22 protein-coding genes are annotated in these 25,301 nt (G+C 62.6%); 7 read left to right on the top strand and 15 right to left on the bottom strand.

Annotation, left to right across the window (positions count from 1 at the left end):
• Window positions 1-15: 15 nt before the first annotated feature.
• From AC5IJH_RS13055 to AC5IJH_RS13040, 4 genes are all read right to left on the bottom strand, one after another.
• Window positions 16-651 (bottom strand): hypothetical protein, encoded by a 636-nt coding sequence (locus tag AC5IJH_RS13055; RefSeq protein WP_491903267.1) that lies wholly within the window; start codon window positions 649-651, stop codon window positions 16-18.
• Window positions 648-1,775, bottom strand: a complete 1,128-nt coding sequence (carA, locus tag AC5IJH_RS13050) for a glutamine-hydrolyzing carbamoyl-phosphate synthase small subunit (protein ID WP_491903266.1) — start codon at window positions 1,773-1,775, stop codon at window positions 648-650. Before carA ends, AC5IJH_RS13055 begins: the two co-directional genes overlap by 4 nt.
• A 109-nt stretch (window positions 1,776-1,884) precedes the next feature.
• Window positions 1,885-2,463: a signal peptidase I gene (gene lepB / locus AC5IJH_RS13045; RefSeq protein WP_491903265.1), complete on the bottom strand. Its 579-nt coding sequence runs from the start codon at window positions 2,461-2,463 to the stop codon at window positions 1,885-1,887.
• A gap of 3 nt (window positions 2,464-2,466) precedes the next feature.
• The gene (locus AC5IJH_RS13040; protein WP_491903264.1) at window positions 2,467-3,378 is read right to left on the bottom strand and encodes a hypothetical protein; all 912 of its coding nucleotides are present in this window, start codon (window positions 3,376-3,378) and stop codon (window positions 2,467-2,469) included.
• A 166-nt stretch (window positions 3,379-3,544) separates the two neighbouring features.
• On the opposite strand from AC5IJH_RS13040, the gene AC5IJH_RS13035 reads away from it, so the two are divergent.
• From AC5IJH_RS13035 to AC5IJH_RS13015, 5 genes are all read left to right on the top strand, one after another.
• Entirely contained in the window at window positions 3,545-4,678 is a 1,134-nt protein-coding gene (locus AC5IJH_RS13035; protein WP_491903263.1) for a serine hydrolase domain-containing protein, read from the top strand.
• Window positions 4,679-4,794: 116 nt separating this feature from the next.
• Window positions 4,795-5,775, top strand: coding sequence for an N-acetylmuramic acid 6-phosphate etherase (murQ, locus tag AC5IJH_RS13030; RefSeq protein ID WP_491903262.1), 981 nt, complete (start codon window positions 4,795-4,797; stop codon window positions 5,773-5,775).
• Window positions 5,776-5,974: 199 nt separating this feature from the next.
• The gene (murA, locus tag AC5IJH_RS13025; RefSeq protein WP_491903261.1) at window positions 5,975-7,255 is read left to right on the top strand and encodes a UDP-N-acetylglucosamine 1-carboxyvinyltransferase; all 1,281 of its coding nucleotides are present in this window, start codon (window positions 5,975-5,977) and stop codon (window positions 7,253-7,255) included.
• 50 nt (window positions 7,256-7,305) lie between these two features.
• Entirely contained in the window at window positions 7,306-8,466 is a 1,161-nt protein-coding gene (locus tag AC5IJH_RS13020; protein ID WP_491903260.1) for a hypothetical protein, read from the top strand.
• Window positions 8,467-8,548: 82 nt separating this feature from the next.
• Window positions 8,549-9,037, top strand: coding sequence for a DinB family protein (locus AC5IJH_RS13015; protein ID WP_491903259.1), 489 nt, complete (start codon window positions 8,549-8,551; stop codon window positions 9,035-9,037).
• Window positions 9,038-9,068: 31 nt separating this feature from the next.
• On the opposite strand, the gene AC5IJH_RS13010 is transcribed toward AC5IJH_RS13015, so the two are convergent.
• From AC5IJH_RS13010 to AC5IJH_RS12980, 7 genes are all read right to left on the bottom strand, one after another.
• Entirely contained in the window at window positions 9,069-10,391 is a 1,323-nt protein-coding gene (locus AC5IJH_RS13010) for a hypothetical protein (RefSeq protein WP_491903258.1), read from the bottom strand.
• 46 nt (window positions 10,392-10,437) lie between these two features.
• Entirely contained in the window at window positions 10,438-10,848 is a 411-nt protein-coding gene (locus AC5IJH_RS13005) for a hypothetical protein (protein ID WP_491903257.1), read from the bottom strand.
• Between the two features lie 41 nt (window positions 10,849-10,889).
• Complete coding sequence (locus AC5IJH_RS13000; protein ID WP_491903256.1) at window positions 10,890-11,768, bottom strand: DMT family transporter; 879 nt, start codon at window positions 11,766-11,768, stop codon at window positions 10,890-10,892.
• Window positions 11,769-11,831: 63 nt separating this feature from the next.
• On the bottom strand, window positions 11,832-14,312 hold the full coding sequence (gene pnp / locus AC5IJH_RS12995; RefSeq protein ID WP_491903255.1) for a polyribonucleotide nucleotidyltransferase: 2,481 nt from the start codon (window positions 14,310-14,312) through the stop codon (window positions 11,832-11,834).
• 240 nt (window positions 14,313-14,552) lie between these two features.
• The gene (gene rpsO / locus AC5IJH_RS12990; RefSeq protein ID WP_491903254.1) at window positions 14,553-14,819 is read right to left on the bottom strand and encodes a 30S ribosomal protein S15; all 267 of its coding nucleotides are present in this window, start codon (window positions 14,817-14,819) and stop codon (window positions 14,553-14,555) included.
• Window positions 14,820-14,926: 107 nt separating this feature from the next.
• Complete coding sequence (locus AC5IJH_RS12985; RefSeq protein ID WP_491903253.1) at window positions 14,927-16,519, bottom strand: DHA2 family efflux MFS transporter permease subunit; 1,593 nt, start codon at window positions 16,517-16,519, stop codon at window positions 14,927-14,929.
• Between the two features lie 131 nt (window positions 16,520-16,650).
• Window positions 16,651-16,869, bottom strand: a complete 219-nt coding sequence (locus AC5IJH_RS12980) for a hypothetical protein (protein WP_491903252.1) — start codon at window positions 16,867-16,869, stop codon at window positions 16,651-16,653.
• 145 nt (window positions 16,870-17,014) lie between these two features.
• Between AC5IJH_RS12980 and AC5IJH_RS12975 the strand changes: the two genes are divergently transcribed.
• Window positions 17,015-17,986: a zinc-binding alcohol dehydrogenase family protein gene (locus AC5IJH_RS12975; RefSeq protein WP_491903251.1), complete on the top strand. Its 972-nt coding sequence runs from the start codon at window positions 17,015-17,017 to the stop codon at window positions 17,984-17,986.
• A 44-nt stretch (window positions 17,987-18,030) separates the two neighbouring features.
• Here AC5IJH_RS12975 and AC5IJH_RS12970 read toward each other — a convergent pair whose 3' ends face one another.
• From AC5IJH_RS12970 to AC5IJH_RS12955, 4 genes are read right to left on the bottom strand one after another with little or no spacing between them, the layout of a single operon-like run.
• A complete protein-coding gene (locus tag AC5IJH_RS12970) occupies window positions 18,031-19,272 on the bottom strand; it encodes a Gfo/Idh/MocA family protein (RefSeq protein ID WP_491903250.1) in 1,242 nt (413 codons plus the stop codon).
• Window positions 19,273-19,301: 29 nt separating this feature from the next.
• On the bottom strand, window positions 19,302-20,180 hold the full coding sequence (locus tag AC5IJH_RS12965) for a sugar phosphate isomerase/epimerase family protein (protein ID WP_491903249.1): 879 nt from the start codon (window positions 20,178-20,180) through the stop codon (window positions 19,302-19,304).
• On the bottom strand, window positions 20,177-21,151 hold the full coding sequence (locus AC5IJH_RS12960) for a sugar phosphate isomerase/epimerase family protein (protein ID WP_491903248.1): 975 nt from the start codon (window positions 21,149-21,151) through the stop codon (window positions 20,177-20,179). Before AC5IJH_RS12960 ends, AC5IJH_RS12965 begins: the two co-directional genes overlap by 4 nt.
• Window positions 21,152-21,197: 46 nt before the next feature.
• On the bottom strand, window positions 21,198-24,512 hold the full coding sequence (locus AC5IJH_RS12955; RefSeq protein WP_491903247.1) for an outer membrane beta-barrel protein: 3,315 nt from the start codon (window positions 24,510-24,512) through the stop codon (window positions 21,198-21,200).
• Between the two features lie 174 nt (window positions 24,513-24,686).
• Here AC5IJH_RS12955 and AC5IJH_RS12950 point away from each other — a divergent pair.
• Window positions 24,687-25,301, top strand: a 615-nt coding sequence (locus AC5IJH_RS12950) for a FadR/GntR family transcriptional regulator (RefSeq protein WP_491903246.1), incomplete at its 3' end; no start/stop codon positions are given.

Raw genomic sequence — 25,301 nt, 5'->3', positions numbered from 1 at the left:
GTTCTCTCGTGCGTCCTACGGGTGCTGCCCGCGAGCTTCCTCTGAGAGGAGCTTGGCAAAGTCGAATTCCGACAAATCGTGGTAGACGCGCTCGCCGCTGATGAAGTCCTGATCCTCCGGCGTGAGGTGTGGCTTTCCCATGGGGTGGCCCCGGCGATCGGTGAAACGGCCAGTGCCGCGCAATTCGGCGCCGTGAGGATTTACGGCAAGCGCATGGATGTAGATCCAGCGCTGGTCGGGCTCGGAGTCCCCGGGTGTGTAGCGACTCTCCGAATGCGTGACGCGGCCCTCTGGACTGAGGCAGGCGACGAGGTCGCGATTGAACTCGCCGTCGTGGTTCCACTGGTAGATGGCCCGTGGCTTGCCCGCGCGCGACCAGACCATCGCGATCGCTTCAATGGCGCCTTCACGCTCGCGCATCTGCTGCTCGACGTTGTCAGTCGGATACCAGCCACCGCGCGCGTAGAACTGTCGCGGCCGCTGCGGAGCAGAGCCCAGGCAGCGCGTCACCGCCCACATCGCGGGCTTGTCAGGGAGACCAGAATGCAGACCGGCATCCGATCCACGCACCTGCGCGGATGCGGCGAAAACGGAGACAGAAAAGGCAACAAGAACAGTGGCAGACCGAAGAGGCTCCGGCAGAGCGCTCACCGCTTGTGCTCCTCCATCATGGCCCGGAAGTCGCGGAACAGGTAGTGCGAGTCATGCGGGCCCGGGCTGGCCTCGGGGTGATACTGCACACTGAACAGGGGCAGTGAACGGTGGCGCAGCCCTTCGAGTGTGTTGTCGTTCAGGTCGATGTGAGTGAGTTCGACCTCGCTCTGTTTCAGCGAATCCGGATCGATGGCGAAGTTGTGATTGTGTGCCGTGATCTCGATTTTGCCGGTGCCGGTCTGCTGCACAGGATGATTGCCGCCGTGGTGACCGAACTTCAACTTGTAGCTCTTGCCGCCGAGCGCTAGCCCGATCAGTTGGTGGCCAAGGCAGATGCCGAACACCGGCTTCTTCCCGGCCAGGCGACGGATATTTTCCTGTGCATAGTGCAGCGGCTCCGGATCGCCGGGACCGTTTGAGAGGAAGATGCCATCCGGCTTCAGTGCGAGCACGTCCTCAGCCGAGGTGCGCGCCGGGACGACAGTGACGCGGCAGCCCTCGCGCGTGAGCATGCGCAGGATGTTGTGCTTGATGCCGAAGTCATACGCGACGACGTGAAGGTTGCAGTCCGGCGCATCCGGCAGCAGGCCGGGTACGTTGTTCGCGGGGTTCGCCGTGGTCCACTCGTAGCTCTCGGGCGTGGAGACGGTGCTGGCCAGGTCGCAGCCGTCCATCTTCGGTAAGGCCTTGGCCTTGGCGATCAACGCCTCTGGAGTGGTGTCGGCGGTCGAGATGACCCCGCGCATTGCGCCGTAAGTGCGCAGGTGGCGAACCAGGGCGCGGGTGTCGATCTCAGAGATCGCCGGCACGCCAAAGCGTTCCAGGTACTCGTCGGCAACCTGCTCGGAGCGCCAATTCGAACTCACGGGCGAGAACTCCCGCGTGACCAGGCCTTCAATGTAGGGTTTCTGGGCTTCGGCATCCCCGGAGTTGGTGCCGTAGTTCCCGATCTGCGGGTTGGTCAGGACAACGATCTGGCCTGTGTAGGAGGGATCGGTGAAGATCTCCTGGTAGCCAGTCAGCGAGGTATTGAAAACAACTTCGCCCGCGCGTTCGCCCGCCGCGCCGTGGCTTTCACCGCGGAAGATGCGCCCGTCTTCGAGCGCAAGGATCGCCTGCATCGCAGCTCCATAGCGTGGATTCAATCGATGGTAGCAGGTTTGCGCGCGACTTTCCCGGCGGCCGGGCAGCGTGTTGTGATTCGGTGGCAGTGCGACGCGTGAAGAGGCGCTACTCGACGACGTGCATGGTGCCGGTGGGCCAGTAGACAAAGGCGGCCTTGCCGTAGATGAAGCTGCGCTCGACCGGACCGAAGTCGCGGCTGTCGCTCGATATGGAGCGGTGATCGCCCATGACGTAGAAATTGTTTGTCGGCAGGAGGATCGGCGGCACAGATCGTGTGTCGCGGAAGCGCGCGGGCACGTATGGCTCGCGCTGCAGCACGCCGTTCACGTAAACGCGCCCGTCCTCAACCACCAGGCGGTCGCCCGGGACGGCGATGACACGCTTGATGTAACTCTTCGAGGGATCGCGCGGGTAGTAGAAGACCACCACGTCACCGCGGCTGATGTCCTCGAAGTGGTACGCGAACTTGTTGATGAAGATGCGGTCCTGGTCGTGCAGACGGGGCAGCATGCTGGTGCCCTCGACACGCACTGGCTGATACAGGAAGGTGATAACGAAAAATGCAACCGCGAGCGAGATGACGATGTCCCGCAGCCAGATGGCAGCGGCGCGACTGCGAGCGCCTCGCGAGCGTCCATCGAGAGGGTGCGGGTCCTGTAGGTTGGTTCGACTCTCGTCTTCCATGGATTAAGAGCAGCCGAGGCTGCCGGGTGGGCAGACTATGTGGGCCGGTTTGGGGAGAGGCTGTGACTGACCCCCAGTTGGAATGTACTGCGGATTTCCGCGCACGTCATTGATGCCGTCCAGTTGTGATGCTTCGAGCACCAGCGGACGCTGCAACACCATCTCGACACTGGTGCCTTCAGGAACCACAATCTCATCGCCACGCGTGAGCATGGTGTAGAGCAGGCCACCCGCCGCACCAGCCAGACCGCCGATAGCCGCACCCGCACCTGGACTACCCGCCACCGCGCCACCGATCACACCGCCCGTCGCCCCAGTCACACCGCCGCGCGCAATGTTGCCCGCATCCCTGCCCTTGCTGCCAGCCTGCTCGATGGTGCCTTCGCTGTCTTTGGTGCTGGGCCCGGACGAACCCGGCAGGTTGTCGACCGTGCCCGGGATCGTGATGACCTGACCATTGGGGAAGATCATCGTGGTGAAATGCATCAGCAGTTTGGCGCGGCCCTTGATGCGCCCTGGCCGCTCCACATGGTCGATGGTGCCCTGCACGTAGACGCCGGTCGGAATCAGTACATGCGGTCCGACGATGACGGGAAAGGTTGAGATCAGATAGACCGCATCCCCGGCGCGCGCTGTGCGCGTGTTGATCCCGCTCTTCAGGGACAGCAGCACCTTGGTCCCGGGCGGCACGGTGTACGTCTGGCCATTGAGGGCGCTCTGTGCGGCGGAGAGCCCGGACGGGGCGCTGGCCGGTGGCAGCGGCTGCGGGTCACGGGGCAGCGGCTGCTGCGCTCCCAGCACGGGCGCGAGCAGCAGCGCCGCGCACAGGCCGGTGACTGCCAGTACGGGACGCCAGCAAGTGCCGCTGCTGATGCCGCCTTCCGTTCTCTGCTGCCCTGCTATCGTCCGTTTCATCGACGTCCTTCGTCCTTGTGCACTTTGCCGCGCTGACTTACCTCGTTATAGACGCAGCGTGCGGCTTCGTCGATAGCGCTCTCGTACCGTGGCAAGATCATGTGCGGAGCTACGTCGTCGTTTGCAGACCCGCGACCGCCGGGAGAGCAGGATGGCAGGAGAAAACGTGTCCAGATCTGAGCCTGAGTCCGCACTGTTCGCAGAGGCCGCTGCCCTCGCTGATGAGGCCATCGAGCAGCAAGTGTTTCCGGGCTGCGCCTACGGTGTGCTCTGGCCCGCAGAGGATGGACACCTTCAGCAATGGAGTGCAGCCGCCGGCCGATTCACCTATGCGGCTGACGCGCGGCTGGTCACCGCGGAGACGGTCTACGATGTCGCCAGCCTGACGAAGGTGATGGCGACAACAGCAGCGGCCATGCTGCTGTGCGAGCGAGGAGCGCTGCGGCTGGATGAGCCCGTGGCTGAGCGGCTTCCGCAGTTCGCGGGGGGCGATCCGCGACGCGCGCGCGTCACGCTCCGTATGCTGCTCGATCACTCGTCCGGGCTGCCCGGCTATGTGCGGCTGTTTGAGTGTGTGGGCGAGCGAGAGGATCTGATCGAGGCATGCCTACACGAGCCGCTGGCAGCGGACCCGGGCACGCGTGCCGAATACTCCGACCTCGGCTTCATCCTGCTCGGACGCTGGATGGAGCTCGCGACAGGAGAGCCGCTCGACCAGTTCTGCGCGCGAGAGATCTTTGCGCCGCTCGGTATGCGCAGCGCTCAGTACTGTCCGAGATCAGAGGTAAGGGGTGCGATCCCGCCGACTGAGGACGATCTGACCTTCCGCCATCGCGTGGTGCAGGGCGAGGTTCACGATGAGAATGCTTTCGTGATGGGCGGGGTTGCCGGTCACGCTGGGTTGTTCTCGAATGTGCCGGATGTGATGCGTCTGGCTGCGTGCCTGCTGATGGACGGCAGAATCGATGACCGCAGGCAACTCTTCGCGCCATCAACGATCGACCTCTTTTCGCAGCGCTCGAGCGAGCCGGCAAACTCTTCGCGAGCACTGGGCTGGGATACTCCCACGGCGCCCTCCTCCTCAGGCACGCTCTTCTCAACGCATTCCATTGGTCATCTTGGCTTTACCGGCACATCGCTGTGGATCGATCGCCATGCTCAGGTGGCCGTCGCGCTGCTTAGCAATCGCACGTGGCCGGACCGCATGAATCAGGCGATCCGAACGTTTCGTCCACGCTTTCATGATGCCGTGCGCCATGCAATCCTTCGCACGCAGAATGCATCCCAACAGTCCGGGTGACCGGCGGTACCAAGCATCTGTCAGCGAAGCGCCGCGGTAACCCTGGCTCGCGGTTTTCTGCATCCGCCTTGTAACGCGAGCGTTAAAATGGAGGAGTTGAGCAGGACACGACACCCATGGCTACCCTGACACCCACGACACGCATGAGCAACGAGGAAGACGAGGGGGCCATTGGCACCCCGAGCGCGCGTGAGATGCACGAGCTGCTCACGGAGAGCGCGAACTCTGCCTCGCAGGGTTTCGACACCAAGTCGGCGCTTGAGATCGCTCGCATCATCAACCACGAGGACAGCAAGATTGCCGGGGCGGTGAAGAAGGCGCTTCCGGAGATTGCCCAGGTCATCGACGCCGTCGCCCGTGCCCTGCGCGATGGCGGTCGCCTGATCTACGTCGCCGCTGGCTCGAGCGGCCGCATTGCTGCGCTCGACGCCTCGGAGTGCCCGCCCGCATACTCAACGCCGCCCCAGGCCGTGCAGTACATCGTCGCCGGCGGTCCCAAGGCCGTCGCCTCCGCGGTCGAGGTCAACGAAGACTCACCCGAGCTTGGGCAGCGCGACATCGCCCGTCGCCGGCCCACCCGCAAGGACGTGGTGGTCGGGCTTTCCGCTTCGGGCCGTACACCCTACGTGGTCGGCGCAGTGGAGTACGCGCGCGCCCGTGGCGCCTACACCGCAGCGATCACCTGCAACCAGGGCACGGAGCTCTCCGGCGTGGCGGATATCGCGATTGTGGCCGAAGTTGGGCCCGAAGTGATCTCCGGCTCTACCCGCATGAAGGCCGCGACCGCGCAGAAGATGATCACGAACATGATCACCACCGGCGCGATGACCCGGCTCGGCTACGTGTACGAGAACATGATGGTGAATGTGCACATGCACAATGCCAAGCTGGTCGAGCGCGGCATTGGTGTGCTGATGCGCGCCTGCAAGGTGGACCGGGAAACGGCCGTGCAGACGATCAAATCCGCGGGTAAAAGTGTGCCCATCGCCCTCGTCATGCTGAAGGCTGGCGTCGACAAGCCGGAGGCAGTCCGCCGCCTGGCCAAGTCCGACGGCAACGTCCGACTGGCCATCGAAGACACCGTCCTCGAGCTCTGACCTTACCTCGCGCAAGTGCACCGCATAGGCCTCCAGCGACCCTGGAGGCCTATGTGCGTGGATGCGACCGATACTAACCCGATACATTCGGCTACAACTTCCCGGGAATCCTGCGTTCCTTTGCTTGGAGCACGTGCGCGGTCGTTCGTACACTGGGAGAAATCGTCAGTGGTCAAGCTCCGAGGAGTCTCCGGTCGTCATGGAAAAGTTCGTCATTCGCGGCGGCAATCCGCTGCTCGGCTCTATTCGCGTTTCGGGCGCGAAGAATTCAGCTCTTCCCTGCATGGCTGCCGCCATCCTGACCGAAGACGAGGTCATCCTCGAGAACATTCCGCAGGTGCGCGACATCGAGACCGAGCGCAAGCTGCTGGTTTCGATGGGCGCCGAAGTGGAACTGGGCTACGGACGTGCGCAGCACCGCACGGCGATCTCCTGCCGTTTGCTGTCTGATCCTGTCGCCAAGTACGAGATCGTGAAGACCATGCGTGCGTCGTCGCTGGTGCTGGGGCCCCTGGTGGCGCGCACCGGGCTGGCCCGGGTTGCGATGCCAGGCGGCTGCGCGATCGGTGGGCGCCCGATCGACCTGCATATCAAGGGCCTGGAAGCCATGGGAGCGACCATCACCCAGGAGCACGGCTATCTGGAGGCACGCACCGAACGGCTGAAGGGCGCTCACATTGCGTTCGACAAGATCACTGTAACCGGCACCGAAGACCTGTTGATGGCTGCCGTGCTGGCCGAAGGCGAAACGCTGATGGAGAACTGCGCGCGTGAGCCCGAGGTCACCGATCTGGCCACGATGCTGATCTCGATGGGCGCGAAGATCGAGGGCGCCGGCACCAGCACCATGCGTATTCAGGGTGTCGACAAGCTGCACGGCACGCGGCATCGGATCAATCCGGATCGCATCGAAGCAGGAACATTCCTCGTGGCCGGCGCCATCACGGGCGGCGATCTGAAGGTGACGCACTGCAACCCGGCGCACCTCGGCTCGGTCATCAGCAAGCTACAGGAGTGCGGCGTCCGGCTCGATATTGAGGGCGACTCCATCCGCGTGCGCAGCGAGGGCAAGCTGCGCGGCGCCGACGTGAGCACGGAAGAGTACCCCGGCTTCCCGACCGACATGCAGGCGCAGTACATGGCGCTGGCTACGCAAGCCGAGGGCGCCTCCGTGGTGATCGAGAACATCTTCGAGAACCGCTTTATGCACGTGCAGGAGCTGGCCCGCATGGGCGCGAATATCCGCGTGGATGGACGGAGCGCCACGGTGCGCGGCAAGACGGCGCTCTCCTCGGCTGCGGTGATGTGCTCAGACCTGCGCGCCTCCGCCTCGCTGGTGCTCGCCGCAATGGTGGCAGAGGGCGAGACCATCCTCGATCGCGTTTACCACATCGACCGCGGCTACGAGCGTATTGAAGAGAAGCTGCGCGGCGTCGGCGCGGAGGTTCGCCGTCTGGGTAATATCTTCGCCAGCCGCTAAGCGAGGACCTGCTCAGAAGTCAGCCGTCCATTCCCATTAAGATGATGTGGATGGGAAGTGTGCCAGAGACGCTCCACGGCGATATGCCGGCCCTCTTCGCGCCGCGAAGAGTCGGGGTGTGGCTGGTTCTTTTCCTGCTTGTCATCTACCTGATCTTCTCGTTCTTCCTCTTCTTTGAGACCATCGCGCCAGTCGCGAATTTTCCACTCCAGCCCACCATTGCTGCGGATGCCGAGACCTATTGGCACGCCAGTGGCGTCCGGGCGGGAGCGAACACCCAGAAGGCCGGCCCGGAGACCGATGCCGCGGCAAATCTTCTTGGCCCGGTTCTTCAGGCGGTCGTGCTGCGAACCGACTTCAACGTGGCGCTCTCAAATTGCCTTCTATTTGGCATCTGTATCTGGCTTCTGGCCGCGATGCCGGAATTCAATCGGGTCACCTTCCTGTTGCTGATGATGGCGAACCCATTTCTGATCGCGGCGCTGATCACTTTGAACAAGGAGATCTTCGCCCTGTCGGGAATGATCTTTTTCGTTCGCTACACGCGCGCGAAACGTTTCCGCCTCGCCTTCCTGATTCCGGCGATCGTGTTTTCTTTGTTCGCACGCTGGCAGCAGGTGCTGGTCCTGCTGATCTACATTGCCTTGGAATCACGGCTGAGCCCGTTCCGGAACCGTCGCGGCTGGGGAGTGGCCGCCACAGTTCTGGCATTCACTATCGGCTACAGCGTGGTCTATCGGCTCGTCCCGGGCTATTTCTCCGCGCTTCTCACGCAGGCAGCCCAGGGAAGCAGCATCGTTCTGCTGGATCGAATTCAGGCTGTCTTCGGGTTTCCTCTCGTGGTGTTGCCGAAGATCCTCATGAACTGCCTGGGGCATTGGGCTTCGCCGCACTACTTCATCTACCAGTACTTCTTCGAGGACTTCCTCAACTGGCGAGATCAGATCTTCATGCAGATCCACACATTGCTGCTGACCACTCTGCTTGTCGGCCTGTTCCTCGCGCGCAAGCTGATGCTGCGCAACAACCCGGCCTATCTTCTCGTGCTTTACCTGATGATGACGGCCATCAATCCGATGATCCAGCCCCGGTACGAGTACGCTGCCTATGTTCTGCTTTGCCTGGAAGCCTCGCGGCGCTCCCGCAACGCGGGTCTCTCTGAGGAGGCAGCCTATCTGCCCTCCCAGCAGCTTCTTCCCTCCGCCAACTGACGGCAACTCTCGACCGGACATTCTGAGAAAGCTGCGCCTATGGCATAGGCGATGCATCGTATGGCTAGAGGCGAGCATAACCATGGCGGAGACAGACGAGACAGTCTTACGAATGCAGTTGGTGACGCTGCTCAAGGGTGGTAGCGCGCATGCGACGTTTGCTGATGCAGTCAAGGGCTTTCCGCTTGAACGCACCGGGGAGCAGCCCGCAGGGCTGCCTTACTCGGCCTGGCAACTGGTCGAGCACATGCGGATTGCTGTGCACGACCTCCTGGAGTTTTCTACCAACTCCGACTATGTCGACTTGAGGTGGCCGGACGATTACTGGCCAAAGCAGCCGAGGCCGTCGGATGACCAGTCGTGGGAGAGGTCTGTATCCGGCCTAGAGGCGGATCTGACCAGCTTCGAGTCGCTGGTCAAATCTCCAGATAGCAACCTGTACGCCACGATTCCATGGGGCCAGAAGGGCGAGACGCTGCTGCGGGAGGTGCTGCTCGCTGCGGCGCACACCAGTTATCACATTGGTGAACTGATCCTGCTGCGTCGTGTCATGGGCATTTGGAAGAGCTGATGAGGCGCTATTGCGCGCCGCAATAGCTCTCCTACCGAGAAGTTGGAACCGAGTAGACGCCCAGCCGTTCCGATTCCTTCAAGACCCCTGGGATCGGCCGGTAGATGCCCGCGCGTCGATGCCGCTCCAAAATGTCATCCGGCGAGCCTGCGACAGCGAGAGTCGCCCCACTTCCCTGCCACTCACTCATGCCAAGTCTGAGTTCGTCGCGTCGCTGCTTCAGATAGTGGTAACCGGCGAAGTCGCTCGCTACGCAAAATACCACTCCAGCAAACGTGCTGAGCAGAAGGAAGGTTCTTAAGCTTGCTTTCGACTGGGTGCGTTTGATCTCATTCGCGGCGAAGACATAAGTGAGGAGCAGTGCAAGATTCGAGTAGATGCGATAGCGGGATGCGAGACTCTGAAGCAGCCCTTCTGGTCCGCGCAAGAACGCCACGCCCAGCGCGCTGAGCAGCAGGAAGACGAAGATGAAATACACAGCAGCGTTTCTCTCCCAGAACCGCCGCCGCGTCATCCACGCAAAGGCTGCGCAGAGCGCAACTCCCAGCAGGGTCGCTGGAATAGCAGACTGCGTTCTCGCTGCGGATGCGCCTAAAAACGAGAGCGCGTAAAGGATTGCCTCAACAACCGCAAATGGGGCTGGGCCTCTCGGTGGGTGAGATTGTGCGAGGTGGAAGTCGTACCGATAGAGGTAAGCCGCAAACGCCAGGACGATCGCGCCGCTCCAGACCAACAGGCGAGCAAGCTGCTTTCTCTGCAGCAGTATCAGCCCGCCGACACACCCGGCGATGAAGCCGTTTCCGGATGAAGCGATGGCCAGCAGTACGGCGATCACCGCGCATGCGAAGAAGACTCGCGTTTGATCGAGTGAGCCATCGCGCGTGAGCAGGATTAGCGCAAGAAATGCGAAAAACAGGACGGGGAGGTTTTGCAATCCGCCCATCGCCCAGTTGAGTGTCGATGCGTATTGCAGCTGGAAGAGAAAGAAAGCCGCCGGCACAAGCAGCATGGCCCGCACCTCCTGGCTGGTTCCAGGGAAAGAGACCTGCCACAGAAGCACGAATATCAGCAATACGAAGATGTTGCCCAGCGCGCACAGAACCTGAAAGTTCACACCACCCATCAAGTCATATTGCAGCCAGAAGATGGCGCTCTCAAACACGAGCCTATATTCATTGTGCTGCGTCGTGAGCAGGTGTCCGATGCGCATGCCAACCGTGGGCAGAACCACATGGGCATTCAGGAAGTTTAGGACCGAGAGGTAGTCGTCCAGAAAGGGCAGATCAGAAACGGTGAGCGCCAGAAGCGAATAGAAGACAACGATCGGCGCAAGCACCGCGCTGTAGGCCAGCATCGCTCGAAGTGATCTGGAAGAACTGTGTAGCAAGGACTGCAAACGGCTAGCGCCAGCTCACAGCAAGCTGCCAGCGCAGATGGCGCTGTGCTGTCTTGCGCAGCACACGCTCGAACTCCTCGGTCTCCCTCAACACTTCGCCAGTCTCGGTGCCTAGGGCGAGCGGATGATCGCGCAGGAAATCGATGAGCGTGCAAACCGTGATCAGACCATCTTCAGGAGCAAACCATTGCGGCGGCGGCAGGGTCTTGGCCCACTCCGGATCGCCCGCGCCCTCTTCAAGCAATAGGGCCATCGAGTTCTCGTCCGCGGAGAAAAAGTCGAGAATTGGGCGAACGCCGAGGCGATGCGCCAGCTTCTCGAGCGCATCTTCATTGCGCGCAAGCGCCCGGCCGTTTACGAAGATATCGTAACCGGGGTCATCACCTTCAACGACGATGTAGAGGGACGCTGCCACGCCAGAAGTGTACTCCAAGGTGCCCGCGGGCGGTCCACTCGTTACCGCTGAGTCATCTGAAGTATCAACCCAGCCCCGGGCAGGTCGTCCCCGGGTGGACCGGAGCGCAGGGCAAGCACCAGCGCCGCTCCGATCAGCACGGCTCCCAGTCCCGCTTCCCAAGTGGGCCGGATGTGTTCGATCAGTGCCGACTCGACGGTCGCGACCAGTAGCTGCGCCCAGGTGAGGGTACTGAGCCGAGCCGCGCCGAGTTGAGGCAGCAAGGCAAAAAACAGACCATAGCCGCCGAGCGTCATCAGCACGGCCCCGATTACAGAGGCGCCAACGAGCGTCGTGCACCAGATGATCGGCTCGCCAACAAGATGTGCAGCCAGTACAAGCACCATCGCCGATGCCGTCGTCCCGCTCCAGAGCAGGAGCAGGACGCTGGATCCGGCGGCTTTCGATTCGGCCAGCACCAGCGAAACCGCCAGCACTGCCGCGGCCGCGAGAGCACACAGTAGCCAGGGGACCTCGCGCCATGAAAGCTCCAGCGCAGCGCCGGTCAGAAAGAGCACACCCGCGAAGCCGCAGAGCGCGGTCCCAAGCTGAAGTCTTCCTGCAGCCCCGAGCAGCACGGGCACAGCCGCGAGCGCCGCGATGGGAAAGGCTCCAGGGAGATGCTGCGCGCTGAGGACGATCAGCCACTGTGGCAGGCACAGAAGCCCGATTCCGATTGCCATCGGCCACAGCAGCGCGCGCCCGAAGGTCAAACGGCGTGCTCGGTGCAGCAGGAATGGGAAAAGCAGCAGCGAAGCAATGCCGTAACGCAGGGCAAGCCCGGCCAGCGGAGGCGGTGCGGGCAGCAGCGCGCCCAGCAGCCACTCCGAACCCCAGAGCAGCGCGAGCGCAACGAACCCGATCTTTGAGGAGGGTCGCATATGTGGCAAGGGCTACGCGTGAGGCGTAGCCCTTGTTTGGTTCTCGTTCAGTGACTGCTGTTGTTAGCGACGACCGCCGGCACCACCGCCCGCGGGGGCACCTGCACCGCCGCCACGGCCACCGCGGCCGCGACGCCGGCGACGGCGTGCTGCATCGCCACCCGCTGCTGCTGCCGGAGCGCCATTGCGCGGCGCAGCTGCCGGTGCGGCTGCATCGTCTGCACGGTTGAAGTTCGGCTCGTTCTCCTCGTCGAACTCCTCGCCGTCTTCACCGCCTTCTTCGAATTCGTCGCCGCCTTCGATTGTGATGGTGCTGGCGTTGGAGCTTGGCTGCCGCTCGACCCGCTCCGACCGCTCTGCGCGCTCGGGGCGTTCTGTGCGCTCCGGACGCGGAGGACGCGCTGCGCCACCCTCGTCACTGCCGCCCGCGTCTGCTTCGGGAAGGCCAAGCTTCTGCCGCTGTTCCTTGAGAAGCGCCTTGCGCGACAGCTTGATCCGGTTGCCCTCGATGCCGAGCACCTTGACCATCACCTGGTCGCCTTCACGCAGTTCGTCCTTCACATCCTTGACGCGATGCTCGGCGATTTCGCTGATGTGCAGCAGGCCATCGGTGCCGGGGAAGATCTCGATGAACGCGCCGAACTCGGCGAGGCGAACCACCTTGCCCAGGTAGGTCTTTCCGATCTCGGGCACAGCCGTGAGATCGGTGATCATGCCCAGTGCCTTGGTCAGGCCGACCTCGTCGCTTGAGGCCACGTTCACGCGGCCCGTGTCGTCGACGTCGATCTTCACACCCGTGGCATCGATGATGCCGCGGATGACCTTGCCGCCCGGTCCGATCAGGTCGCGAATCTTGTCCGTCGGAATCTGCAGAGTGTGAATCCGCGGTGCGAACTTGGAGCGCGTCTCGCGTGCACTGTTCAGTTCGGCATCCATCTTGTCCAGCAGGAAGAGCCGGCCGCGACGCGCCTGCTCCATTGCCTCGCGCATGATCTGGCCGGTGATGCCGCTGATCTTAATATCCATCTGCAGCGCGGTGATGCCATTGCGCGTGCCGGCGACCTTGAAGTCCATGTCACCGTAGTGGTCTTCTGCGCCGGCGATGTCGGTCAGGATGGCGTACTGCTCGCCCTCCTTCACCAGGCCCATCGCGACACCAGCGACTGCGCCCTTCAGCGCAACGCCCGCATCCATCAGCGCAAGGCTTGCGCCGCAAACACTGGCCATCGACGAAGAGCCGTTCGACTCAAGAATGTCGGAGACGATGCGGAAGGTGTACGGGCTCTCATCCTGGCTCGGCAGCACGCCAGAGATGGCGCGCTCGGCCAGTGCGCCGTGACCGATCTCACGCCGGCCTACGCCGGTCATGCGGCCTGTCTCGCCCACCGAGAATGGCGGGAAGTTGTAGTGAAGCATCAAGCGCTTCTTCTGCTCGCCCTCGTACGTCTCCAGGCGCTGCTGGTCGTCCGTCGTGCCCAGCGTGACGGTGACCAGGGCCTGCGTCTCGCCACGGGTGAACAGTGCCGAGCCGTGCGTGCGGGGCAGCACGCTTGTCTCGATCGAGATGGGACGGATCTCATCGAATGCACGACGGTCCGGACGAACACGGTCCTTCGTGACCTGATCGCGGAAGATGGTCTCGCGCAGCAGTTCGTAGTACTTGCTCAACTTCTTTTTGGCATCCGGCTGATCGGCAGGCAGCTCCTTCGCGAGCTCGTCCTTGATCGCCTTCACCATCGCGTAGCTTTCAGTCTTCGCGTGTGTCTTGGTGTCCAGTGCATCGCGCAGACGCGCACCGATCTTGTTGTCGAGCTCCGACAGATAGGCGTGATCGATATCAAGCGCCGGGATCGCACGCTTCGGCTTGCCGGCCTTCGCGACCAGCTCGTCGATGGCAGCGATGATCTTCTTCACTTCGGCGTGACCGAAGTCGATCGCGTCGACGACGATCTCTTCGCTGACTTCCTTGGCGCCGCTCTCCACCATCACGATGCCGTCGCGCGTGCCGACGACCATGATGTTGATCGTGCTCTCGTGGCGCTCGGCGTAGGTCGGATTGATGACGAACTGATCGCCGATGCGACCGACGCGGACTGCGCCGACCGGGCCACCGAAGGGAATGTCAGACAATGCCAGCGCTGCACCGGCACCGTTGATGCCGATGACATCGGGATCGTTCTCCTTGTCCGCGGAGAGGACAAGCGCGATCACCTGGGTCTCGTTGCGGAAGGTCTCCGGGAACAGCGGACGGATCGGACGATCGATCTGCCGGGAGGTGAGGACTTCCTTCTCGCTGGGACGGCCTTCGCGCTTGATGAAGCCGCCGGGAATGCGGCCACCCGCGTAGGTGTACTCGCGGTAGTCGACGGTGAGCGGGAAGAAATCGATGCCCTCGCGGGGTTCGGCCGACGCGACTGCGGTGACCAGCACAACGCTGTCGCCCTGGCGGACCAGCGCTGCGCCTGGAGCCTGCTTGGCCATGCGGCCTGTTTCAAAGGTGAGTTGCTTGCCGCCGGCAAGCTCTACGGTAACTTCCTGCTTCATGAGTTCCTCATTTCTGTGCGGCGCAGGAGCAGGAGACGCTCCCGGCGATGCAGCACGTGGCGCACAACAAGGCGATCGACCCCGGAAGGGATCGATCGCTTCGCTGGCGCAGGTTGGAGGGCAGCACGCGGCGCCGGCTCAGCCAGAGAGGCGAGCGGACGAAGGGTGAGAGCGGCGAAGGAACCGGGTTCCCTGCCTGCTCTCTCGGTGCACGCGTGGCGAGATGACAAGGCGACGCGCTTACTTGCGGATGCCGAGCTTGCCGATGACGTCGCGATAGCGGACTGAGTCGTTCGTCTTCAGATAATTCAGCAGACGACGACGCTTGCTGACCAGCATCAGCAGCCCGCGGCGGGAGGCATGGTCCTTCTTATGAGTCTTGAAATGCTCCGTCAGCTCGCCAATGCGCTCGCTGAGGATCGCAATCTGTACTTCGGGGCTCCCAGTGTCGGACTCGTGAGTCCGGAAGCGGGAGATCACTTCACTCTTTTTCTCTGTTGCCAGCACGCTAACCTCTCTGCTCTGTTCTTTTCGTATCCACGCTAAGTGTATGAGAGCAGAGTAACATGCCCCGCCGTTCGGCAGATGCCCGGGCGGGTCTTCCGAGGCAGGTTTCAGTGTGCTGCAATCTCCTGCTTGGGGCCGCTGCGCGGGTCGTTGCGGTCGAGCAGGAATGTGAGCAGAACCATGATGGCCGAGGCCGCGGCCAGCGTAAAGTACACATCCACATAGGCCTGAACCTGGGTCTGCTGTTGCAGCGCCCCATAGATTCTGGCTGCCGCGCCGGACATGGCGTTCGCACGACCAAGGTGCGGGGTCAGGGCTCCGGTCACGGACTGCAACTGTTGCTGGTAGGCACTACTGGTAGCGCCCACATGCGGCATAAGGGTGGCCTGGTGGAAGGCCGCGCTCTCCGTAACAAAGGCGCCGGTCAGCGAGATCAGGATGGACCCACCGATGTTTCGGGTGAAGTTGATCAGGCCGGCGACCTGGTTGTTCAGCTCACTCGGGATGCCGAAGTACGCGGCGGTCGTGATCGAGATAAAGACGAACGGAATGGCGCAGATCTGCACAATGCGCAGCCACGAGGTGAAGCCGAAGCTGAGCCCCAAATTCAGGTGCGTCGCCGAATAGGTGTACCCGAGCACGAAGAGCACGAAGCCGAAGATGATCAGGTTGCGTGCGGGAAAGCGCGACACGGCGAGTCCGGCGAGCGGCATCGCGACCAGCAGGATCAGGCCGCCGCCCGAGAGCGCGAGCCCGGCGATAGTGGCCGTGTAGCCCAGCAGTTGCTGCGTGAACTGCGGCTGCAGCACCGTGGCCGCATTCAGGATGCCACCCGTGATCAGCATCAGGAACGCGCAGACGGCGAAGTTCTTGTACTTGAACAGTCTCAGGTCCATGATCGGGCGCTTGGTCCGCAGCTCCCACAAAATCAGCGCCGCGAACGAGACAGCGAAGCTCAGAGCGTAGAAGCGGATCCAAGGCGATCCGAACCAGTCCCACTCCTCGCCCTTGTCAAGCGTGATCTCGAGCGAGCCCATCGACACCACCAGCAAGATGACGCCGATGTAGTCGACGCGGAAGAAGTTGGCGCGATCTGGCTTGAGATACGGCGGGTCCTCAACCATGTTGTTGACAAGGAACAGAGCCAGAATGCCGATCGGGATATTGATGTAGAAGATCCAGTGCCAGCTGTAGTTATCCGTCAGCCAGCCGCCCACCGTGGGGCCGATCGATGGTGCGAGCACGGCGACCAGGCCATAAAGCGAGAAGGCGAGGCCGCGCTTGCTCGGTTCAAATGAGTCGGCCATGATGGCCTGCGCCATGGGCTGCAGACCGCCGCCGCCCGCTCCCTGGATCACGCGAAACATCAGCAGCAAGCCCAGCGATGGTGCGATGCCGCACAGGGCCGACGCGCACGTAAAGATGATCAGGCAGAGCATGAAGAAGCGCTTGCGTCCGATCACGCTGGATGCCCAGCCGCCCATCGGCAACACGACGGCGTTCGCCACGAGGTAGGTCGTCAGCACCCAGGTGCTCTCGTCGCGGCTGGCGCCCAGGCCACCGCCGATATACGGCAGCGCCACGTTCGCGATGGAGGTGTCGAGCACCTCCATGAACGCGGCCATTGCGACCGTTGCGGCAATCGCCCAGGGATTGGCCCTGGGCTTCCACGCGGTAGTCGGGGCTGTCGCTTCCGCCATGCTCTTGCGCTCTGCTCCTCTTGTCGTTGGATCTATCGCCGGGGGCCGGGCGAGCAGCTTTACCTGCCCTGCCAAACTGATAGGTACAGATGCAGCAGCAGAGCCGTCTGACTCCGAATTCAGCAGTGCTGCTAGCGCTTGCGTTGGCCCAGTTGGCCCGACCAGTGCAGAAAGCGCAGCAGTTGCCATTTCTCCTGCCAGATAAAGGCGAAGAAACTGCGTGCATCAATCGAGTGCGCGCTGCGGCCGGAATAGGTTTCGATGCGCCAGCGCAGGTACTCGCTGCGCCACGGGCGGAGCCGGTGACCGCGCGTGGCGTTCCAGAGGAAGCGCAGGGCGTTGCCCATCATCGTCCCGCAAGTATAGGTGCGCGTCGGCCGCTAGCGTCCCCGGGATCTTTGCACAGTTGTGACACCTTTCCGCATCCACTCTCTGGGGCGATCAGCAACATCCAGCGAAGCTGAACAACACTGTTTGTAAAAGGAGATCTTCCTGATGAGCACGATGAAGGCTGCTGTCCTGCGTCAACCCGGTGGTCCGGAGGCACTCCAGATCGAGCAGTTGCCGATCCCCAAACCTGAGTCGGGACAGGTTCTGATCCGGGTGCGCGCCTTCGGGCTGAACCGCTCGGAGATGTTTACGCGGCAGGGACACTCGCCAAATGTGAAGCTGCCGCGGGTGCTGGGGATCGAGGCAGTGGGCGAGGTGGAACAGGCGCCCGGTGGTGAGTTCCAGCCAGGCGATGTGGTCGCGACCGCGATGGGCGGCCTGGGACGGCAGTTCGACGGTGGCTACGCCGAGTACACCTGCGTGCCCGCGAACCAGGTGCAGGTGATTCGGACCAAGCTGCCGTGGGAGACGTTAGGTGCAATGCCGGAGATGCTGCAGACCGCATGGGGCTCGCTTTTTAGATCGCTGCGACTCCAGAAGGGCGAGCGGCTGCTGGTGCGCGGCGGCACAACATCCGTGGGACTGGCAGCTGCAGCGATTGCGCACAACCATGGCTGCTTCGTTGCGTCGACATCCCGCAATCCAGCCCATAGTGATCTGCTGCGCTCAAGCGGCGCGGACCAGGTGCTGGTGGACGATGCCGTAATCGCCAAACAGCTTGATGAAGACGCACGCTTCGACAAGGTTCTCGAACTGATCGGCGTGACCACGCTCGAAGACTCGCTGCGGTGCGCGAAGCAGGGCGGTATCGTCTGCATGACAGGCATCGTCGGCAACAAATGGTCGTTCGACCAGTTCTCGCCAATGGGCTCGATTCCGACCGCAGTCTGCCTCACGGTCTATGCCGGCGAGTCGGAGGACTTCATGCGCACACCGCTCGAACAGCTTGCAGAGCAGATCGCAGGCGGAACGATGCAGATTCAGATCGGCAAGACATTCCGACTGGATCAGATCGTCGAGGCGCATCGTGTGATGGAGGAAAACAAGGCGGGCGGCAAGATCGTCGTGCTGCCTTAAGCACGCGTCCGCCGCCCGAGGGAGTTCAGCCAAAGTAAGTCTGCTTAGAGGTAGGCCTCGCGTGGCATGTTCATCGCCTCTTCCAGGGTGATGCGCCGCTTCTGCCGGTAGGCGAGGTTCGACATGTGCGCCGCGATCGCTGACTTGTAGCCAATCTCGACTGGCGCATTCGGCTGCTTGCGATCGCGGATGCACTCGAACCAGTTAGCCATGTGATCGGTGTCCTTCGACTCACCCTTCTCCACGTTCGCATCCGGATTGTTGATCTTCTCCGGCATGTAATCGATGGAGGAAGAGGAGCGCCCGGTCACCATGTCGTTGGATCCGGAGACATGCTGGATCGTTCCCTTATCGCCGAGGATGTGCTCGCCCAGCCCGTACCGGCTATTGCTGAACGTGGACTGCCAGTTGACCAGCATGTCCGGATACTCGAGCGAGGCCATGATGGTGTCCGGCACCTGTCGACCGTCCTTTTCAGAGAACACGCCGCCCGTCATCGCTGCCGCGCGCGGGACATCGAGATCGAGCGCGGTGATGATCCAGGCAATCTGGTGCACCATGTTCTCCGTCACATTGCCGCCAGAGAACTCCCAGAACAGACGCCAGTTGATGTATTTGTACCCGTCGAACTTACTTTCCTTGCGGCCGTCCAGAAACAGGCTCCAGTTCACGTGATCCGGATTGCAGTCCGGCGGCACCGGCCGCACCCACTGCCCTTTCCCAACGGGCGTGTTGCGACTCATCCAGGCATCGACGCTTGCTACCTTGCCGACGCGACCGTCCTTCACCCAGCGCATCGCATCCTTGAGCTCTCCCGAGCTCTCGTGCTGCAGGCCGATCTGCACCACCTGCTTTGACGCCGCAGCCGCCTTGCGGCAGGCCACCGCCTCTGGAATGTCCCACGTCATCGTCTTCTCGGAGTAGAGGTCCTTACCGGCGTCGAGGCTCGCCACAAAGTACTTCTTGTGCAGATGCAGCGGCGTGGCATTGATGACTGCGTCCACATCCTTGCTCTCGAGCAGCTTCATCGGATCGTGGTAGAGCTGCGCGTTGGGAGCGACCTGCTTCGCGATATCGCGGCGGCGGCTGTAGATATCCGCCACAGCGACACATTCCACGTTCGGCTGCTTCAGCGCGTTCTTCAGATCTTCAAGGCCGCGGTCACCCGCCCCGATCAGCCCGATGCGGATGCGATCATTTGCTCCCAGTGCGCGCGCCGTGGGCAGCAATGCCGCCGCCGCGAGACCGACGCCCGCCTGCCCCAGAAACTCCCGTCGTGTGCTCATTCCTCTCCTGTCCTGCTCGTGATTGCTTGCTAGCACTGCGCTCCAGCCCCGGCCAGCACCTTCTTCAGGCCGGCCATACTGATGCGTGTTGACGCTTCCGGTGTTCCCGCACCGCGCCAGTGTGTTTCCAGGCTGATGGCGTAGTGATAGTTGATCTTCTGTAGTGCACGGATCTGTCCCGGCCAGTCACACACGCCATCACCTACCGGCGCCCACTCGTGCTTATCGCCTTTTTCGACCACATCCTTGGCATGGCAGTGCCCGATGCGTTCCTTCGGTAGAAACGCCCACCCTTTGCTGTACGGGTACTCGCCCGCGGCCGCTGCATTGCCCGGGTCCCAGTTCAGCATGAAGTTACGATTTGTAACCGCGGCCAGTGTGCGCTTCGACTCAGCGCCCGTGGCCGTATTGCAACTCATTTCGTTTTCGAGCAGCAGGATCATGCCATCCTTTGCTGCACGATCCGCGGCCTGGCGCAGCTTCTGGTCCATCGCGGCGCGATAGGGGGCCTGGTCGTCGAGGCGCCAAAAATCGAAGCAGCGGACGCGGTCGGTACGGAACGCCTTCGCCAGCTCGATGCAGCGGTCGAGCAGCTTGTCCTGCGCCGTCATGTCGAAATCGGCATGGAACTGGTCGCGACGCTCACTTTGCTTCGAGCGTGGCGCGCCAGGCCAATCCGTCTTGAACAGCGGGCTGGCGATATCGGTCACGCGCAGGCGGTGCTCTTCGAGGATCTTGCGCGCGTCCTCGACTTCCTTCGCGTTCAGCTCGGTGATGTTCTTGTTCCACATCCCGCGCAGTTCGATCCAGCTCAGGCCAAAGTCCTTCGCCACGATCGAGCAGGCCTTCTCAAAATCCTGCGTGATCTCGTCGTTGATCACCGCCAGACGAAACGGGCAGCCGCTCATACCTGCACCCCCATCGTCTCGAGATACTGCTTGCTCATGCGCGCACTCTCCTCGGGTGTGCGGGTTGCGCCCGGTCTCTCTCCGTCAAGTTCCACGACTCCCCAGCCACGGAAATGGATCGCCTCGAGCGCAGTAAACAGTGGCTTGAACTTGACCTTGCCCTGGCCCAGCTCCACAAATTGGTAACCACCGCGGGCACCTGGCGAGTCGATCACATCCTTCAGGTGGAGGAAGAGCAGCCGCCGGTTGTACTGCCGCACCGCCGTCGCGGGGTCGCCACCACCCTGCAGGTAGTGCGCGACGTCGAGCTCGAGCTTCACGTAGTTGGGGTCCGCCGCCGCCATGATCGCGTCGGTCGCCTGCGGCGTCTGACCGATCGTCCCCATGTGGTTGTGGAAGCCGACCTGCACACCGTAGTCAGCAGCGCGCTTGCCGATCTCTGTCAGCATCTGCCCCTGTCGCTTGTAGTCGGCCGCCGTGAAGGTCTGCTTACCGTCGTAGTTCCCCGCCCCGATGATCTGCAGGTATTTGCCGTTGGCAGCCTGCAGATACTTCGCGTGCTCGGCGTGCTCGGCGATTGTGTCCTTCTCCTTTGCCGGATCGAGCGGCGTCGAACCGCTCGAGAGCGCCACCAGGGTGAGCTTGTGCTCGGCCAGTGCTGCGGCCAGCGTCTTCGGATCGGGATGCTCCTGGATCACGTTCGCGCGCAGTTGAATACCGGGATAGCCGACAGCCGCGATCTGCTGCACTGCCTCGGCATCCTTGCCACCCCATGTGATCGCGGCGCACCCGACCTTCAGGTCCCACGCGCCGCGGTGCACGGGCACATCGAAGAGCGACAGATCCATCGGCGGGTACAGCACTGCCGGGCCGACGATCTCGCCCATCGCTTTCTGTAACAACGGAGAGACCATCCCGGCTGCACCTGCTGCAGCCATCCCGGTCATCAGCTGCCGTCGTGTCACTCCCATCGTTGCTCCTCTTGTGTGTCTCACTCTGCTGCGTTCGCGTTCGCGATCAGAAGCTTACCGTAGCTGCGAACTGCAGCACACGGGGGCTCGAACCGGCGGTGCTCGTCACCTGGCCGAAGCTGGTGCTGGTCAGGCTGACGGTCGGATTGGCGAAGTTCGGATGGTTCAGCATGTTGAACGCATCCGCCCGCAGTTGAAGCGCAATCGACTCGTGCAGCGGGATGGTGCGGAACAGCGAACCATCCAGCGTCAACAGGCCCGGACCCGAGTAGGCGTTCTTCGGCGTGTTCCCGTAGGCAGCGACGGTCGGCTGCGTGAACGCGGTGGTATCGAACCACGGTCGTCCGGCACCGATCGCGCCTAGCTTGTGGAACGGCTTCACCTGGTTCGGCACCTGCGTATTGCCCGGCGCGTTTAGACTGCTGCCGCTTGCGGTGAGGAAGAGCGGGGTGCCAGTGTCCGCATTGAGCACGGTGCTGAACTGCCAGCCGCCCAGTGCCCAGGCTGCGGGCCCCTGCTGCAGGAAGCGCTGCTTGGCGCCGAAGGGCAGAGCGTAGATCAGGCTCTGCACATAGGTGATGCGGCGATCCCAGTTGAGCCGCGAGTAGTCACGTTGCGGATCGAGGTAGAAGTTGAAGCTGCCCAGCCCGCCTCCGGTCGAGACGTAGCCAAGCGACTTCTGCCAGGCAAAGCCGCTCGTCCAGCTCAGGCCATTCTGGAAGCGGTGCGTCGCACGCAACTGCAGACCGTTGTAGCTGCTGTTCGTCCCCTTGCCCATGATGTTGGTGGTCGCCGTGCGCTTGAAGGCCACGTACTCCGGTTGCCCGCTCGCACCGGCGCCCGCGATCAGGCCGGCGTTGATGTTGTAGTAGCCGGGGATGTGGCGGCCGAGGTTGCCGACGTACGCGAAATCTGCCACCCAGCCCTTCCCCATGTCGCGTTCCAGCGTGACGTTGTAGCTCATCACGTACGGGTCTTTGTACTGCGGATTTACAACGTTGTACGACGAGCTGAGCGGGGCTGCCAGGATGCCGTTGCTTGGAATCACCGCAACCGGCGCTGGCGGAAAGCCGTTCTCGAGCGTTGCCGGCGAGCCATCGCCGCGCAAGGCAGGCAACGCGCTGCTGGTCGAGTCGAAGGAGATGTTCTGCCGCACCGGATAGTTGAAGGCGTAGTTGTTGTCCTGGAATGGTGTGTGGCTGATGCCGTAACCGGCACGCAGTACAGTGCGCGAGCCGATGCGATAGGCAAGCCCCAACCGCGGCTCGAAGTCGGTGCTGCGCAGCGGCAGGCCAAGATCGTCCGGCACCGCGCCGTAGCCGGAGACGAGCAATGTGTTGTCTGCCGGGTTGTACTGCGAGAAGCCGCCACGGCGCTCCGGCTTTGCCGGCGGGTACATCTCCCAGCGCAAGCCATAGGTCAATGTCAGATTCTTACTCGCCTGCCAGGTGTCCTGCACGTAGGCGAAATACAGCGTCTGCCGCCACGATGCAGCGCCCACGTTCACGTCGCGACCGACCTGGTTTGGCACATCCAGCAGAAAGCTCGCAAAATCGTTGCCGAAGCTGGTCTTCTCGCCCTTGGTCGCCGTCTGCCCTTCGCCGTAGTTGTAGATGCCGCGTGGAGAGAAGGTCTGCCCCTGCGTCAGGTCATCGCGCACGCGGCGCACTTCGAAGCCGAACTTCAGCGCGTGATTGCCGATGATGTCGTTCCAGCTATTTGCCGCATCGATGTTGCTCTCGCCACGATCCCACGGAATGCTCGCGCTGTAACCGAGCAATGGGCTGGAGTAGCCGGGGATATTGATCGACGCAAGGCCGCTGGTGAACGCACTCACGTTCACACCCGGAATGCCAATCTGATCCGAGGCGGTGGTGCCGTAGTCCGTCTGCCGGGCCGTGTTTCGGTAGTGGTTCACGCCAAGGCGCACACTGGTCAGCAGCCGTGGGCTGAATACATGCGTGTACTCGCCCGCCGTGTTGTACGTGTGGTTCGTGCCGGTGCCCTGGAAGCCGCCGTTCGCGGGACCGCCCGACTGTCCGAACGCGGGTGCCTGCAACGTGGTCACCTTCTGGTAGCTGTAGCGATACGTCAGGTGGTCTTCCGCACGGAGTCGCTGGTCGAGCTTGAGATCGTACGACGTCGAGTCCTGGTCGAAACCGACGTTCTCCTGGTAGTTGTTTACCTGGCCGGAGCCGGCCACGTTAGGCAGCGGCACCAGCGCCAGCAGCTTCACCGCGACCGGACTAAAGCGCGATGGGTCAATCTGATTGCCCGCAAACTGGGTGCGCCCCGTGCCGTTCGCGGCACCTGTCGCCGGATCGTAGATCGCGCTCGGGCTCTTGCTCAGGTCGCCGTTGCGAAACGCTGCTGTTGGCACAGAAAACAGATTGAACTGGCTGGAATGGTTCGCATACCGGAGAAAGTCTCCGAAGAAGAACGTGCGGTCCTTGAAGATGGGACCGCCCAGAGTCGCGCCGTAGTAGTTATTCGTGAAACGAGGAAACTTCCCCGTGCGGTTGAAGTAGTTGCGCGCGCCGGTTGCGCTTACCTCGTTGAACTCGTACGCAGATCCGTGGAACTGATTCGTGCCGCTCTTGAGCACGACATTGGTCACCGCGCCGGCAGCGCGTCCAAACTCCGGCGCGTAGTTGCTGGTCTCTACGTCAACCGTCTGAATGGCCGCGGCTGGCGGAATGTAGACCTGCAGAAGGCCGGTGCGTTCGTTGTCATCGATACCCTCAAGCTGCAGGTTGTTTGCCGTCTCGGCCTGTCCGTTCACGTCGAATGACTGCGAGTTCTGCGCGTCGAAGAACGAGGAGTGATCGTAGATCGGAGCGCTCACGCCGGGAACCAGCGATTCGAGTGCCTGGAAGTTTCGGCTGTTGCCGACCGGCAGATCGCTGATCTGCTTGCTTTCGATCTGCGCGCTAACGTCGGCGCGGTCGGTCTGCAGCGCCGGAGCCATGTCGGTCACCGTCACAGTCTGCGAGGTATTGCCGGGCTTCAATTGCACGTCGGTGCGATTCGTCGTGTTCACGCTGGCAGAGACATCGCGCGTCTCCACCGACGAGAAGCCCGTGTCTGCGATCTTGACGGTGTATATGCCGGGCGGCAAGAAGCTGAACTGGTAGTTGCCGCTGTCGTTGGTCTCGGTCTGGTAGGTCTGGCCGGTGTTCTGCTCGGTGATCGTGACGTGGGCATGACTCAGTGCCGCCCCGCTACTGTCCGTCACCGTGCCGACCAGGTTGGCCGTGGTGGCTTGCGCGCGCGCCTGCGGCTGCGTTGCGAGAATGGCAGCGAACATCGCGCCCGCTGCCGTGGCATACCGACGACCCCGCATTTTGCTCTGTCTTTTCATCACTTGCCCCTCGCGAAAGGTGGAATTGCCGCCTGTCCTCTCTGCGGAGGACGCCTTGGAAGGGGCGGCTTAGCTTGCGGACGGCACCGTACTCCCGCAACAACACGGCAGTCAAGGGGTCAGACAGGTTTCTCGTTCGCACCGGGATACCTTGGGGTGTGGCAGCATAGGGGCGTGGGACTCGAACCGATTGTGAATCAGCGGCTGTATGAGCAGGTCGCGAACAGCTTACGCAAGCAGATCCAGAGTGGATCGATCACGCCGGGCGCGCGGCTGCCTTCGGAGAAGGTGCTGGCGCAGCAGCTCGGGGTGAGCCGGCCGACGGTGCGCGAGGCGATGATCGCGCTCGAAATCGCGGGGCTGATCGAGATCCGGACCGGATCGGGATCGTATGTCCGGCAGCGGGATTCGATCGCAGCGCCCTCGGTCGATACGGGTCCGGGACCGATCGAGCTGCTGAACGCGCGGATCCTGATCGAAGGCGAGATTGCGGCGGAGGCGGCGCAGCGGGCGAGCGCGCTCGATCTGGAGGCGGTATCGGCAACGATCGAGGAGATGGAGCTGGTGATTGCGCGCGGCGAACACAGCCGCCAGGCGGATCAGAAGTTCCACGTGGCGATAGCGCGTGCCTCAGGGAACGATGTGCTGGCGTCGATTGTGGGCGAGCTGTGGGCGGGGATGTTCTCGCCGTTGTTTCACCAATTCAGCGAGCGCACGCGCCTCGTGCATCGCCAGGAGGCCGCATTGGCCGAGCACCGCGCGATCTATGCTGCGCTGAAGACGCGGGAT

The sequence above is a fragment of the Candidatus Dedyshia acidiphila genome, assembly GCF_051025295.1.
Taxonomy (GTDB): domain Bacteria; phylum Acidobacteriota; class Terriglobia; order Terriglobales; family Acidobacteriaceae; genus KBS-83.
This window is presented reverse-complemented; position numbering and strand designations above follow the sequence as displayed.

Excerpts from the sequence above, each read along its gene's own strand:
- pnp (WP_491903255.1), bottom strand. The coding sequence starts at position 14,312 with ATGAAGCAGGAAGTTACCGTAGAGCTTGCCGGCGGCAAGCAACTCACC.
- carA (WP_491903266.1), bottom strand. The coding sequence starts at position 1,775 with ATGCAGGCGATCCTTGCGCTCGAAGACGGGCGCATCTTCCGCGGTGAA.
- AC5IJH_RS12985 (WP_491903253.1), bottom strand. The coding sequence starts at position 16,519 with ATGGCGGAAGCGACAGCCCCGACTACCGCGTGGAAGCCCAGGGCCAAT.
- murQ (WP_491903262.1), top strand. The coding sequence starts at position 4,795 with ATGGCTACCCTGACACCCACGACACGCATGAGCAACGAGGAAGACGAG.
- AC5IJH_RS12960 (WP_491903248.1), bottom strand. The coding sequence starts at position 21,151 with ATGGGAGTGACACGACGGCAGCTGATGACCGGGATGGCTGCAGCAGGT.
- murA (WP_491903261.1), top strand. The coding sequence starts at position 5,975 with ATGGAAAAGTTCGTCATTCGCGGCGGCAATCCGCTGCTCGGCTCTATT.
- AC5IJH_RS13015 (WP_491903259.1), top strand. The coding sequence starts at position 8,549 with ATGGCGGAGACAGACGAGACAGTCTTACGAATGCAGTTGGTGACGCTG.
- AC5IJH_RS12965 (WP_491903249.1), bottom strand. The coding sequence starts at position 20,180 with ATGAGCGGCTGCCCGTTTCGTCTGGCGGTGATCAACGACGAGATCACG.
- AC5IJH_RS13020 (WP_491903260.1), top strand. The coding sequence starts at position 7,306 with ATGGGAAGTGTGCCAGAGACGCTCCACGGCGATATGCCGGCCCTCTTC.
- AC5IJH_RS12980 (WP_491903252.1), bottom strand. The coding sequence starts at position 16,869 with ATGATGGGCAACGCCCTGCGCTTCCTCTGGAACGCCACGCGCGGTCAC.
- AC5IJH_RS13000 (WP_491903256.1), bottom strand. The coding sequence starts at position 11,768 with ATGCGACCCTCCTCAAAGATCGGGTTCGTTGCGCTCGCGCTGCTCTGG.
- lepB (WP_491903265.1), bottom strand. The coding sequence starts at position 2,463 with ATGGAAGACGAGAGTCGAACCAACCTACAGGACCCGCACCCTCTCGAT.
- AC5IJH_RS12955 (WP_491903247.1), bottom strand. The coding sequence starts at position 24,512 with ATGAAAAGACAGAGCAAAATGCGGGGTCGTCGGTATGCCACGGCAGCG.
- AC5IJH_RS13040 (WP_491903264.1), bottom strand. The coding sequence starts at position 3,378 with ATGAAACGGACGATAGCAGGGCAGCAGAGAACGGAAGGCGGCATCAGC.
- AC5IJH_RS13010 (WP_491903258.1), bottom strand. The coding sequence starts at position 10,391 with ATGCTGGCCTACAGCGCGGTGCTTGCGCCGATCGTTGTCTTCTATTCG.
- AC5IJH_RS12970 (WP_491903250.1), bottom strand. The coding sequence starts at position 19,272 with ATGAGCACACGACGGGAGTTTCTGGGGCAGGCGGGCGTCGGTCTCGCG.
- AC5IJH_RS12975 (WP_491903251.1), top strand. The coding sequence starts at position 17,015 with ATGAGCACGATGAAGGCTGCTGTCCTGCGTCAACCCGGTGGTCCGGAG.